We start from the raw sequence: 12,574 nt of genomic DNA, 5'->3' as shown, positions 1-12,574 counted from the left end.
CCCCGGTATGGACGATGCCGTCGTCGGGGGCCGGGGCCTGTGGCGCGCAACCCTCACGGTGTCCGCCGACTCCGGGCACTCCGGCTCCAGCCGAAGCGTTCTGGGCGCCGTCTCCCGCGCCGCGCGTCTTGTCCAGTTCCTCGGCATGGCCGACCTGCCCGGCGCACCGGCGGCGGACGCGGCGTTCGGGCTTCCGCCGAAGCTGTCACTCACCGCCATCCATGGGGGCGAGGGATTTTCCGTGGCAGCGGACCGCTGTGACCTGAACGTCGACGTGCGCACGACCCCGGCCTTCGGTGCCCACGACGCCGAGACGCTGGTCCGCAAGGCCGCCGCCGAGCTCGATGCCGAGCTGCCCGGCCCCGCACCCACGCGCATCACACCCATCGCCCAGCTGGCCGCCCTTCCAGTTGCGGTCGCACGAGCAGCCCGCCGCCGCGCTGATGGATGCCGCCGCCTCGCTGGGCCTGGCGGTGCGGGCCAAGACTGCCGTTGCCTCGGGATGCACGTCCAGTTGGTCGGCGATCCGCTTGATCGCACCAGCACGGCCAGCCGGGTCCTTACGGGCCTCGACCGCCAGACGCGTCGCGCGTTCACGCAGTTCGTCGGGGTATTTACGGGGAGCAGCCCATGATCGGCATCCTTCCGGCTCTTGATGATCTCCATCAAGACCCGGGGCGGTTCAATCGTTCATGTGTCTCGGCATCGATCACCACGGTGGCATAGCGGTGGCGCCGGCGCAGAGCGAAGTCGTCGACACCGATCACGCGGGGCACCCGTCCGGTGGCAGCGGGATACCCAGCAGCACGCGCAGGGCCGTGTGACGAGACATGCCCACCGCGAGTATCGCCAGCAAGCGTGCTCCGCCCCGGCCCGCCAACTCTTTGACCACGGCCTTAACTTGCCTGGTCAGACGGGCTGTCCGGCGCCGATATCGCTCCAGCACCCCCGGCGCCTGCTCGCGGAAGGTGTGACGGCAGCCATGCGTGGGACACACCAGACGCCGCACCCGCACACGGACCACCATCCGCCGCCCATCGAGTGGAATGTCGGCCACGTTCCGCAGGTGGTAGCCATGCACCCGGGCCGTCTCAGCCCCACACCCCGGGCACACAGCCGGGCCCTCGGGCGTCCGCGCCCGGACCCAGATCCGCTCGCCCTCGTCGACCACATCCTCGACAACCAGGGAACCCAGCCCCGAAAACAGCGTAGCCACAAGCTCGTTGATATCTCGCACTCGATATCAACGAGCCCACTAACGCTCCGTTACCACCGGATGTGAGCCAGGGCCGTGGACTGGACAGACCCGTCCTCGTCCCAGTGGTCGAGGACGAGCTGGCGGATGTGGGCCGGGTAGGCCTCGGCGAACGAGCTGTGCGGTGCGCGTCCCTGGCCGGGGGCGGGCTGGAGTCCGTCGTGGAGGACGACCGGCCCGGTCATGGTGGCCCTCTCATGGTGGTGGTAGCAGTTCATCAGGGGGTGGATCGGGCCGTTCCACGTCTCGGCGCGGTCGGTGGGGTGGATGCGGGTGGCCAGGGCCCACGTCAGGTCGGTGTCGTCGGCGGGGTCGATGTCGTCGTCGAGGACGAAGACCCGGGCATGGAGCCTTCCGGTCCGGGTCCCTGCGGCCATGACCTCGCCGATGCGGTGGACGAACTCCTGGGAGTCGGTGTCCGGGAGGAGTTCCCGCCAGCTCGCCGGGACGGTGAGCACCAGCCAGTGGGAGGCCGCGCGCAGGGGGGACCAGGCCGTGGTGATCGGCAGGCCGGCGGCGCGCAGGTCATGCAGGACATCGGCGGCGATACCGACGCCGGTGACGGTGTGGAACTCGTCCACCGGGCGGCCCTCGGCGACGATCGGCCAGATCGGGGCATCGCGGTGGGTGATGCACTCGACGGTGTAGACCGGCTGACGGGAGGCTTCGTCGGGGACGTATCCGGCGAACTCCCCGAAGGGTCCCTCGATGGCGGAGCGTTCCACGGACAGGTGCCCTTCGATGACGACTTCCGCACTGGCGGGCACTGCGAGGTCCGACAGCTCGCACTTCACGACCTCGACGGCCTCGCCGTGCAGGGCGCCGATGAAGCCGGCTTCGTCGACACCGTCGGGGAGCGGGATGCCACCGACGAAGGGGATCGCCGGATCGCCGCCCTGGACGAGTGCGTAGGGCATGGGCTTGCCGATCTTCACCCATTCCTGCCAGATGAGACCGATGTGCTGGGGCGGGATGACCAGGCCGGTCATGCGCTTGCCGTCGATCATCATGATGCGGGCTATCGACCAGTTGGTCCACGAGCCGTCCGGGGTGCGCGCGACGATGATCCCCCAGGTGTTGAGGTATCGGCCGCCGTCCTGCTCGTGGACGCGAGGTACCGGGAAGCGATCCAGCGTCGCGTCCTGACCGAGGAGGATGTTCTGCTTGCAGGGGGCCCCGTCGCGGGACACGAGCCTGGGCGGCACCGCAGGCAGATCCCGGGTCGCCGCCAGCGTGTCCACGAGCTGCGCGGCAGTCAGGTCCGGGGGCAGCCCCAGGGAGAGCGCGACACGGGCGAGCGGCTTGCCGGGCACGGAGCTCAGCGAGGCGGGTGCGCCCATCAGGCGGAAGCCGGGCTCCGCCCCGCTGACGTTCTCGAAGAACGGCGCGGGAGCGGTGCGCTCGTAGGAGAGTCGGGTGATTGCCGCGGCTTCCAGGTCCCAGCTCACCTCGCGCCGCACGCGCTTGAGGTCGCCGAGGGTGTCGAGTGCGGCGAGATGCGCACGTAGGTCCTTGGGCGGGTTCATGGGTGTGGTTCCTTCCCTAGTTCGTCTGGAGGGCCCGCGGGTGCGTGGCGGCGGCACGCATGCCCTCCCAGCGCCGGGCCCGTGTGGAGTCGATAGCGAACTGGTCGCAGATCCTGGCCACGATGTGGTCGACGATGTCGTCCACGGTGGCTGGATGGTTGTAGAAGGCGGGCATGGGCGGCACGATGGCGGCGCCCATGCGGGCGAGGGCGAGCATGTTGTCCAGGTGGATCTCGCTCAGAGGAGTCTCACGGGGGACGAGGACGAGCTTGCGGCGCTCCTTGAGCGTGACGTCCGCGGCACGGGCCACCAGGCCGTCGGCGTACCCGGTGCGTATCCCGGCGAGCGTCTTCATGCTGCACGGGACGATCACCATCGCGTCGGCGGGGAACGAGCCGGAAGCGATAGCCGCCCCCTGGTCGTCGGGAGAGTGGACGACGTCGGCCAACGCGGCGACGTCGCGGGTACTCATCCCGGTCTCCAGTTCGACCGTGGCCCGCGCCCAGCGCGTCAGCACGAGGTGCGTCTCCACGTCGGGATGCCGACGCAGTTCCTGAAGGAGCCGGACTCCCAGGACGGAGCCGGTCGCTCCCGTCATTGCGACGATCAGACGCACTTGTGTCTCCCTGATTGCTCTCTTCGGCCAACGGATGGGCCGCGACAGGGCCCCGTCGCGGTGTCGGGTCGTCAGCCCCTCAGGCGGTCGCCTTGAGGGTGTCGTCGAGCCAGTCGTAGATGCGGGCCTGGGTCAGGCGCATGGCGCCGGGGTGGCAGTGGGCGCCGGCGCCTTCCTCGGCGGTGAACACCATCAGGGTCTTGGGGCAGGTGAGGTGGTCGTAGAGCTGTTCGGGCTGGCCCTTGAAGAACATGTCCTCTTCGGCATCGCAGACGAGGGTGGGGCACTGGATCTTCTCGGCGATGCCGCCGGCGAGGGTGTAGTCGAGGTAGGAGGCGTTGAAGGCCCGGGGGGTGTCGACGCCCATGACGTACATGCCGTGGTTGATCGCCCAGCGCGCGATCGGGTCCTTGGCCATGAGCTGCTCGAGGGCGGCGTCGAGGTCCGGGGCGGATTGCGCGCGCAGGAGCCGCTCGGCCTCCTCACGGGTGCCGGGGATGTTGCGGACGGAGGTCTGGCCGAGGTCGTAGAGGCCGTCGACGGCGATCAACGCGGCCAGGCGGTGCTCGAACGCGGCGGCCCTGGGGGCGAGGACGCCGCCCATGCTGATGCCCAGCAGCGCGATGCGGCTGTTGTCGACGTCCGGGAGGGTCTCGGCGAAGTCGACGACGGGGGTGATGACGTTCTCCCAGTCGGGGCGGAAGACCAGGCCCTCGTGGTGGCGCGGACCGGGCATGCCGGGGCCGTCGAAGACCAGCACGGTGTAGCCGCGTTCGACGCCGGCCATCGCCCCGAAGAAGTGCAGCTCCTCCGCGGTACCGTCGAAGCCGTTGTGCATGATCAGCGTCGACCGCGGGGTCCCGGAGTCGTCGACGCGGTACAGGTAGCCCGGCAGGGTGGTGCCCTCGTACGGGATCTCGACCGGCTCGATGACCGGGGTGAACAGCGCGGCCGCCGCCCGGAAGCAGGCCACGCTGCGGTCGTAGGCGTGGTCGTGACGCGGGTCGCAGGGGTGGCCGTGCAGGAAGAACTCCGCCGAGCGGTAGTAGTTCGACGCCCGCAGGAACCCGTCCCGGGCACTGACCCGGTGACCGGCCGCCAGCGCCTTCTCGGCCTCGCCGGACACCCGGTCCGCGGTGGCCAGCCACTCGGTGTACCAGCTGGCGTAGTCGCCCTCGGTGATGCGCTCGCCGGTGGACACGACCTCGCCGAAGTCGGCCCCGCCGTAGGCGATGTGACTCATCGAGCGCAGGGTCTCGTACCAGAACTGGATGTTGTTCGGGAACAGCAGCTGCTTCATCGCACACACTCTCCTCGGATGCGCTAAGCACGGATCTGTGCTTACGAGGAGGACTGTAGACCCGCCGGGCACTACAAAGCAAACATCTGTGCTTACGATGTGGGGGTGACTCCGAAACAACCCACCGAACGCATCCGCAAGAGCCCCGAACAGGTCCGCGCGGCCGTCCACCAGGCGATCATCGACCTGCTCTGCGACCCGCAGGGCGAAGACCTCAGCATCCCCGCAATCGCGCAACGCGCCGGCGTCAACCACACCAGCGTCTACCGGCGCTGGGGCAGCCTCGACGCACTCCTGGCCGACATGGTCACCACCCGCCTCGAACGCGACTCGCCGCTGAACGACACCGGCACCCTGCGCGGCGACCTCCTCGCCTGGGCCGAAGCCAGCGTCGCGAGCATCCGCACACCTGAAGGACGCGCCCTCGTACGCGCCGTCATCCTGTCCATGCCGAACAGCGCCCAGGCCCAGGACGAGCGTGCGCAGCACTTCCTGCGCCGGATGCACTCCATCGAGCAGATCCGCCGACGGGCCACCGCCCGGGGCGAGAACCCACCACCCCCGGAGCAGATCCTCGACCAACTCATCGCGCCCTTCTACCTGCGGGCGATCTTCGGCATCGACCCGCCGACCACCGGCTACCCCCAGCTTCTCGTCGACAGACTCCTCAGCAGCGAAAGCGGGGAGTGTTCAATGATCGCGGATCCGATGATCAAGGAGACGCCAGACGAGCGACACCACCATCGAGCAGATACCGGGCAGCGAGCCGACGGCGGGGGCCGTGACGGCGAGTGACGAGCAGTTGGTTGCGATGCTCGTGGACCGGGCCCGGTCGGAGGGCATGCAGCTGACTGGGGAGAGCGGACTGCTCCAGCAACTGACCAAGCGGGTCCTGGAGTCCGCCCTGGAGGGTGAGATCACCGATCACCTCGGATACGAGAAGCACGATGCTGGCTTTGTTCACGGGATCGGGGTTCTGGCACAGATCTTGGGGAGCGATCGCGGAGGGTGACGGTGGCGTTCGATTCGCTCAGAGCGCGATCGGCCGGTACTTCAGAGCCTCGTCGACAATCTGCTCCGCAGACGGGTCCTGAAGGATGTCCGAGGGATGGAAGACCAGGTCACTCACCCGGGGATGCGACACGTTCGCGTCCAGGAGCCGCAGGTAGTAGCCGCTCTCCGCAGAGCCAGTCAGGAGTCTGCGAACGATCTCAACGAGCTCGTCCCGGGTGATGTCCGCAACCACGGGGCGAGCCGGCCGGGCCGCCTCCCTCGCGAACTCCTCCAGACTCCTGCTTCCGTCGTACTCAGCGAAGTCGAGAGCCACGTAGTCGTGACCGGTCATCGCGTTGAACGCCTCGATCGCCTCGCCCGCCACCTCTGGGCGGGCGACCAGCAGCTCAGCGATCTGCTCAACCTCCGCGCACAGCTCGTCCAGCCGCTGCTGGCTCACGGGCGGGGGCAACAGCTCCGGTCTCAGGTCCACAGCCGCATTATGTCCGTCGGTCCCGACACGCCCCAGCCAAGCTCTCTGGGTGCGGTCAGTCCTCGGTCTTGGCGCAGGGTTCGGAGGCTTGGAGTGCTACTGGAGCAGGATCATCTTGCGGAGTAGCGAGCCGCCCTGCGTTCCTCGGACAGTGGCGTTGAGGGGATTCTATGCTGCGGCCTGCAACTCTTCGTACTCGGCGTGCACTTCTGCGGGGGTTCGGTAGCCGAGGCCGGAGTGGAGGCGTTTGTGATTGCAGAACATCTCGATGTATCGGACGATTGCCCGGCGAGCGTGCGTGCGCGTCGGGAACGACGTTCGATGTACAAGCTCATTCTTCAGGGCCCCGAAAAATGATTCGGCCATGGCATTGTCCCAGCAGACTCCGGTGCGGCCGACGGAGGCTCTGAGCCCCAACGAACCGAGTTTCTCCCGGAGTTCACGGGAAGTGTATTGACTGCCGCGATCCGAATGAAATATGCAGCCGTCGGCGAGGTCGATGTTCCGTGCCGTCATGTTGAGTGCGTCCGATATGAGCGACGTCTTCATGTGGTCGGCCATCGCCCAGCCGACCACGGCCGTGGTGTGACAGTCAATGACCGTCGCGAGATACAGAAACCCAGCCCAGGTGTGAACATATGTGATATCGCCGACCAGTTTACGTCCCGGTGCATCCGCGGTGAAGTCGCGGGCCATCAAGTCGGGCGTGGCCGGCGCCGTTTCGTCGGCGATGGTGGTGGTCCGCCACGGGCGGGGCCGGCATGGCACCAGACCCAGCTCGCGCATGAGAGCGCGGACCAGCTCCGGCCCGGCCTGCACGTTCATCCGCGCCAGGGCTGCGTGGACGCGCCGGTAACCATAGGTTTCGTGCGAGTCGGCGAACACCCGCTGGATGATCGCCTTGAGCTCTGCGCGGCGCTCGGCGGTTGCCGACATAGGCCGCGAACGCCAGTGATAGAAACCGCATGTGGATACACCCGCCCAGGCGCACATGCGCTGTACGGGGAAACTGTCGGACTCGCCGTCGATGAACTCGTACTTCTCCGTCACCGGTATTCCTGGGCGAAGAAGGCTGCCGCTTTTCCCAAAAACTCCGTCTTCATCCGCAGTTCCCGGTTCTCGCGTTCCAGCTCACGCAGGCGAGCACGTTCGCTGATGTTGAGGGACGGTTCCTCGCCGGCGGGCTCCTGCCGGTAGCGGCTGACCCAGGTACCCAGAGTTCCCTCGTTCACCTGGATTTCCCGCGCGACCTCGGCTATCGGCCGGGACTCCACGATCACCATCTTGACTGCCTCGTCCCTGAATTCGGGACTGAACTTCCTACGCTTTGGTGCCACGTGCTCTCTCCGCCGTTCCTGACCATGATCCTATCGGGGACCAGTGTCCGAGAACTTCGGGGCGGCTCAACTCGGTACATTGAATTCTGGTACAATCGCAAACGCCTCCACTCGGCGGTAGGTTACCGCCCTCCGTATGAAGTCCACGCCGAGTACGAGAAGTTGCGAATCGCCGCGTGAAGTAGACGGTCAGGCGACTGTCCGGAAAACGCGAGGCCCCTCAGTCCTGAGTGCCGGGAGGCGTACGACGCGGCCTACCGGGTTTTTCGGGATGCGTACGTCACGTTCATCGGGCTGGCGCGAGGGGCGCTGGAGGTCAAGAACACATAGCAGGCTGCCCCTCATCCTCTTCGCGATCAGATGCGCGCAGGCCAAGTTCCCGTCCGTCCGCTGCTGGTACCGCCGGACCACGAGGCGCCGACAACCCACAAGGCGGAGCGTCTGATGCGTACACAGGGTGACGTCGTAACTGGCCATACGCGGGGAATTCGACGTGGCCGCTGTCAGCAGCGGCCGTCGTGCTTCTCGGCGAACCGGGTGAGGAAGCTGGGCTCGAAGATCACCATCACTTCTGTGCCGGGATGGCGCCCCAGCTCCTGGAGGAGCGAGAAGGGGATGTCAGGTTCGCCGAAGCTGTCCAGCAGGACGAAGAGGGGTTTCCCCAATGCTCCGATGCCCCGCAACTTCTGCAGGAGGGCCGGGTGGAAATCTCCGTGACGTATGTCCACAGCTATTCGTTTGGTGATGTCGTCCGTTTGCCGGGAGCGGACGAGCTCCATCTGACGCTGTAACTCTTTGACGCACCGGGTGTCCTCCTCCATGAGGATCACGCGCATACGTTTCGGGAACCTGTGCAGAGCGTCGGCGAAGACTTCGTAAGCGATGACCGGGGAACCGGGATCGCCCTGTTTGTAGACCCCAGCGCCCGCGAAGCCTTTTACTCGGCGGGACTGCGGTAGCCGAGGCTGCTGTGCAGTCGGTGCAAGTGGTACCAGCCCTCGACGAAGTCGAAGATCGCGGCGTGGGCCGCGGCTCGACTGGGCCAGGAGCTCGTGTCGAGCAACTCCCGTTTGATGGTGGCGAAGAACGACCCGGCCGCCGCCGTCCGCGAGAGCATCGCCACTCTGCGGGCCCTGGAGGCGCGCGCCGCGCGGCTGCCGCTGGACGAGCTGCGCGAGGCGCTTCCGGCACGACGCGATGGCGTGCAGCGCATCGTGCGCACCGCGCTGTTCGGCTGGGGGCCGGACTGCATCGGATGGTCAGGGCGTGCTCAACTCGAAGCGTTCCACCAGCACTTCGCCGCCGAGGGCCTGGGTGGCGTGGTTGAAGACGGCGAAGCGGTAGCCCAGGAAGAACTCCCACGCGTTGGTCATGGTGAAGGCCGGGCCGAGCGGGGTGAAGGTGGTGCCGTCGGTGCTGTAGGAGAACGTCGCCCGGCGGCCCGGCCCCGGGCTGATGTCGGCGGCGGCGCGCAGCCAGACGCGGCTGCCGGACGCGGGGAGGTCGGCGCCGGCCTGCTCGGTGCCGGTGCGGGTGGTGTTCCAGGCGGCGTCCATGGTCAGGCCGTCGAACATCACCAGCCTGCTGACGCCGTCCTGCCGCGTGACGCCGATCCAGGCGGAGGAGTCCCGCAGCATCGCCAGCCCGGCCCGGTCGCCGTCCGCCATCCCGGAGCAGTCGAGAACGACGGTCGCGGTGGAGGCGGGGCCCTGGATGCGTCGGGTGAGGGTGTTACGGGCGTTGTAGAGGTCGTCGGTGACGGTGGCGGTCCTGAGGGTGAGCCCGTTGTCGACGGTGAACGCGGCGGTGTCGGGGTTGTGGTTCCACTCCCAGTACGGCGCCAGCGCCGTCCCCTCGAAGGTGTCGGCGCCGGTCATCGGCGGGAGCGGGTGCGGGGTGACCGGGTAGGGGTATGTCTGGCCCCACTCGCCGTCGACGGTCTGGAGCTCGGGCCAGCCCTCGGCGTTCCAGGTGACCGGGGCCAGGGCGGGGACGCGGCCGCCGGGATAGGCGTCGATGAAGCCCATGTGGTACCAGTCGCCGTTCGGGGTGTCGACCAGCGCGCCCTGGTGCGGCACGCCGCCACCGGGGATGGGGCGGGGCAGGTCCCACAGCACCTCCCGCATCTCGTACGGGCCGAAGGGGCCTGAGGTGGACTTCCAGATGTACTGCCCGGCGGTGCCGTCGGCCGGGCGGGTGACGAAGATGTAGTAGTTCCCGTTGATCTTGTAGAAGCGGGAGCCCTCCATCAGGCCGAACTCGTCGGGCTTGGTGAGCACGTGCTCGGACCTGACCTCGGTGAGCATGTCCGGGGCGAGCTGCGCGACGTGGATTTCGTTCGCGCCGTACGCCACGTACGGGGTGTCGTCGTCGAAGAGCAGCCCCGCGTCGTAGTAAATGCTGCCGATCTCGGCGTGCCGGGTCCAGGGGCCCGCTGCGTCGGTGGCGCTGTATACGTACGACCGCTGGAAGCCGATCTGGCCCAGCCAGTAGAAGGTCTCGTCGCTGGGGCGGTAGCGCATCGAGGACGCCCAGATGCCCCCGACGTACGCCCGTCCGCCGTTGAGGTCGTACGCGTCGCCGAAGTCGAGGACCGGCACCGAGTGGCCGATGAACTCCCAGTTGACCAGGTCGTAGGAGCGCAGGACGGGCGCGCCCGGCGAGTAGTGCATGGTCGAGCCGGTGTAGTAGTACGTGTCGCCGACGCGGATGACCTCGAGGTCGGCGAAGTCCTGCCAGATCACCGGGTTGGTGAACTGCTCCTGCTGGGCAGTCGTGGCCGCCGCCGCGGGCATCGCCGGCAGCGTGGCGCCCGCGACCAGGCCGGCGGTGGCCGCCATGACTCTCCGGCGGCTGTGGGGGTGTTGGAGCCAGGACATTCGAGATCAGCTTCCTCACGTGTGGGGGACCGAGAGCCGAAGTTCGAGATATCAAACATCATTCTGAATATCGAACGAGAATGTAGGAGGGGGCAGGAGAGGTGTCAACACCGGGCGATCAGCGGGTGGTTAGCGGCTCGCCCACAGCAGTTGTCGTTCGGTGATCCTCGGACGCCGGCGACCCCGGATCACTCAACAAACCCTGAAACCGACCGACTCACCAGGCTGGACACGTTCCGCGTCTCGTGGTCGACCAGGACGAGACCGCCACCATCCGGGCTCTCCGCGTCCACGGGCGGGCTCGGCCTTGCACCGAGCCCGCCCCAACTCCACCCGTTCCTGATCGCTCGCTGTGACACTCACCGGGCCCGGCGTGCGTCGTTGCCCGCGAACGTCAGGAACACCAAGACCTGCGTCACGCCACCGGCTAACGCTGCAGTGTCAGCACGCCCGGCCGGTACGGCAGGAGGCCGTAGTCCATGCCGTCGGTGCTGGGGTCGCGCCCCTGGTAGAGGAACTGCAGGTTGCAGGGGTCAATGGTCTTGGTCTGGTCGGGGTTGGTGCGAACCAGATCGCCGTGGCTGATGTCCCTGGTCCAAGCCGTCGCGCCGCTGTTGGCACTGCCGGCGAAGGGGTTGGTCACGGTGTTGGCCTGCGGTGACGGTGTCCACGTGCCGTCGAGGCTGGTGGCCGTGAACGAGCGGAAGTAGCGACCATACCCCGTGTAATTCTGGGCCTCGACGATCATGAGGTACTGGTTCTGACCCTGGACCTTGTAGACCTCCGGCGCCTCGAACAGGTTGAGCACCGTGTCGCTCATGATCTTCGTGAATGAACCGAAGGTGCCCGGGAAGTTGCCGATGGGCATGCTGGCGCGGTAGATGCCGCCCTCATCGTCGGCGAAGAACATGTACATGTTCGTGTCGTCGCCAATGAGGGTCACGTCGAGGGGGCCCCCCTTCGGGAGGGTGCCTGTGAAGAGTTCCTGCTGCGGGCCCCAGCCGTTGGGATTGGTGGGGTCGCTCGAGGTGCGATAGGAGAAGCTGTACGGCCAACCCCCGTTGTAGGCGAGCACCCAGAGGTTCTTCGGGGCGAAGTAGAACAGCGTCGGCGCGATGCCATCGAAGGGAATCGTGTTCTGGGTGGCGGTGGCCATGTCGGACCAGTTCGTGAAGGGGCTGAAGGTCGTCAATCCCCAGCGCCCCTGGTCACCGGCGAGGGTGTTGTGCGTCGTGGCATAGACGACGTGCTTGCCGTTGTAGACGACGCTGGTGAAGTCCTTGAGCGAGGCCCACCCCGACTTCGGCTGCGCCAGCGGGCCGGTCGAGGTCCAGCGGTAGGTCGACGGAAGAGCACAGGCGTTGCTCGCTCCGGACAGGCCGGTCCACTTCTGGTTGGCGCCGCCGGTGCACGACCAGAGCCGCACCGCCGTGCCGTTGGCCTTGCCCCAGCCTGCGACCTCCAGGCACAGCCCGGACCGCACGCCGACGATCGTGCCGTCGGGGTTCACCCGCCACTGCTGGTTGTCACTGCCGGTACACGTCCAGATCTGCACCGGGCTCCCGGCCGTGGTGGCGCCGCCCCGGACATCCAGGCACTTGTTGCCGTACACGGTCAGCTGGTTGCTGCCCGTCAACGTCCACTGCTGGTTGATTCCACCGTGGCAGTCCCAGATGTGCACGTTCGCGCCGTCGGTCTGGCTGAAGCCGTCCACATCGAGACACCGGCCGGAATCAACACCGCGCACGTCGCTGGTGATGGCCGCCTGGGCCGGGCCCGCGACGAGCAGCGCCGCCAACGCGGCCAGGGCCGCGACCGCGGCGGCGAGCACCGCGGACGGGCGTCTGAGACTGAAACTACGTCTGTGCATAAGACCTCGTCATCCTTGAGCAAGCGACTCCGGTTTGCCCCGTCGGAGGCTGTCCGGCTGCAGGCGTGATGCAACCCCGTATGTTCGTTATATCGAACAAGGGTCGAAGTACCGATCGAGAGAATGCTAGACATCCCATGAATGACGTCAATCCTTCTCGCACAATCCGCGGGCAGAAACGTTCGCAGGCTGAAACCAGACGGCTACAAGTCCCGTGGTTGTGGTTGTCACCTGAGCCTCTGGTTCGGCTCGGTGCCCGACCCGCGCTCGCGGCGGGGCCGGTGGCACTCACTGACGCCGGTCCG

Annotated in this window: 11 protein-coding genes and 2 pseudogenes; 3 read left to right on the top strand and 10 right to left on the bottom strand. The window is 67.3% G+C overall.

Features of this window, described 5'->3' with window-relative positions; all coding sequences use genetic code 11:
* Positions 1–7 precede the first annotated feature (7 nt).
* Positions 8–634 carry a peptidase dimerization domain-containing protein gene (locus OG522_RS36100; protein WP_329467239.1) on the top strand — a complete coding sequence of 209 codons (627 nt, stop codon included), beginning with the start codon at positions 8–10 and terminating at the stop codon, positions 632–634.
* Between the two features lie 46 nt (positions 635–680).
* Here OG522_RS36100 and OG522_RS36095 read toward each other — a convergent pair.
* The 4 genes and pseudogenes from OG522_RS36095 to OG522_RS36080 form a co-directional block, all read right to left on the bottom strand.
* Positions 681–1,237, bottom strand: a pseudogene (locus tag OG522_RS36095) (transposase family protein); the annotation flags it as partial.
* Between the two features lie 29 nt (positions 1,238–1,266).
* On the bottom strand, positions 1,267–2,781 hold the full coding sequence (locus OG522_RS36090; protein ID WP_329467238.1) for a UbiD family decarboxylase: 1,515 nt from the start codon (positions 2,779–2,781) through the stop codon (positions 1,267–1,269).
* 16 nt (positions 2,782–2,797) lie between these two features.
* Entirely contained in the window at positions 2,798–3,397 is a 600-nt protein-coding gene (locus OG522_RS36085; RefSeq protein WP_329467237.1) for a non-oxidative hydroxyarylic acid decarboxylases subunit B, read from the bottom strand.
* 79 nt (positions 3,398–3,476) lie between these two features.
* Complete coding sequence (locus tag OG522_RS36080; RefSeq protein WP_329467236.1) at positions 3,477–4,697, bottom strand: alpha/beta hydrolase family protein; 1,221 nt, start codon at positions 4,695–4,697, stop codon at positions 3,477–3,479.
* Positions 4,698–4,802: 105 nt separating this feature from the next.
* On the opposite strand from OG522_RS36080, the gene OG522_RS36075 reads away from it, so the two are divergent.
* Together OG522_RS36075 and OG522_RS36070 are read left to right on the top strand one after the other, a co-directional pair.
* A complete protein-coding gene (locus OG522_RS36075) occupies positions 4,803–5,492 on the top strand; it encodes a TetR/AcrR family transcriptional regulator (RefSeq protein WP_329467235.1) in 690 nt (229 codons plus the stop codon).
* Between the two features lie 16 nt (positions 5,493–5,508).
* Positions 5,509–5,646 (top strand): annotated as a pseudogene (locus OG522_RS36070) (IS256 family transposase); the annotation flags it as partial.
* Positions 5,647–5,727: 81 nt separating this feature from the next.
* Here OG522_RS36070 and OG522_RS36065 read toward each other — a convergent pair.
* From OG522_RS36065 to OG522_RS36040, 6 genes are all read right to left on the bottom strand, one after another.
* On the bottom strand, positions 5,728–6,183 hold the full coding sequence (locus OG522_RS36065; protein ID WP_329467234.1) for a hypothetical protein: 456 nt from the start codon (positions 6,181–6,183) through the stop codon (positions 5,728–5,730).
* 168 nt (positions 6,184–6,351) lie between these two features.
* Positions 6,352–7,520, bottom strand: a protein-coding gene (locus OG522_RS36060; protein WP_329467233.1) for an IS3 family transposase whose coding sequence is annotated in 2 segments (ribosomal slippage) — positions 6,352–7,268 and positions 7,268–7,520 — 1,170 coding nt in all. Because the reading frame shifts where the segments join, the coding sequence is not laid out codon by codon here.
* Positions 7,521–8,023: 503 nt separating this feature from the next.
* A complete protein-coding gene (gene tcmP, locus OG522_RS36055) occupies positions 8,024–8,515 on the bottom strand; it encodes a three-Cys-motif partner protein TcmP (protein ID WP_329467865.1) in 492 nt (163 codons plus the stop codon).
* Positions 8,458–8,637, bottom strand: a complete 180-nt coding sequence (locus tag OG522_RS36050) for an integrase core domain-containing protein (protein WP_329467232.1) — start codon at positions 8,635–8,637, stop codon at positions 8,458–8,460. The genes tcmP and OG522_RS36050 overlap by 58 nt, the downstream gene beginning before the upstream one ends.
* Positions 8,638–8,779: 142 nt before the next feature.
* Positions 8,780–10,399, bottom strand: a complete 1,620-nt coding sequence (locus tag OG522_RS36045) for a glycoside hydrolase family 43 protein (protein ID WP_329467231.1) — start codon at positions 10,397–10,399, stop codon at positions 8,780–8,782.
* A 427-nt stretch (positions 10,400–10,826) separates the two neighbouring features.
* Positions 10,827–12,269 (bottom strand): non-reducing end alpha-L-arabinofuranosidase family hydrolase, encoded by a 1,443-nt coding sequence (locus OG522_RS36040; RefSeq protein ID WP_329467230.1) that lies wholly within the window; start codon positions 12,267–12,269, stop codon positions 10,827–10,829.
* Positions 12,270–12,574 lie beyond the last annotated feature (305 nt).

This window comes from Streptomyces sp. NBC_01431, from assembly GCF_036231355.1.
GTDB lineage: Bacteria > Actinomycetota > Actinomycetes > Streptomycetales > Streptomycetaceae > Streptomyces.
Note: the sequence above shows the minus strand (reverse complement) of the source record. Positions and strands in the feature narration are given on the sequence as shown.

Excerpts from the sequence above, each read along its gene's own strand:
- OG522_RS36050 (WP_329467232.1), bottom strand. The coding sequence starts at position 8,637 with ATGCTCTCGCGGACGGCGGCGGCCGGGTCGTTCTTCGCCACCATCAAA.
- OG522_RS36045 (WP_329467231.1), bottom strand. The coding sequence starts at position 10,399 with ATGTCCTGGCTCCAACACCCCCACAGCCGCCGGAGAGTCATGGCGGCC.
- OG522_RS36090 (WP_329467238.1), bottom strand. The coding sequence starts at position 2,781 with ATGAACCCGCCCAAGGACCTACGTGCGCATCTCGCCGCACTCGACACC.
- OG522_RS36040 (WP_329467230.1), bottom strand. The coding sequence starts at position 12,269 with ATGCACAGACGTAGTTTCAGTCTCAGACGCCCGTCCGCGGTGCTCGCC.
- OG522_RS36100 (WP_329467239.1), top strand. The coding sequence starts at position 8 with ATGGACGATGCCGTCGTCGGGGGCCGGGGCCTGTGGCGCGCAACCCTC.
- OG522_RS36080 (WP_329467236.1), bottom strand. The coding sequence starts at position 4,697 with ATGAAGCAGCTGCTGTTCCCGAACAACATCCAGTTCTGGTACGAGACC.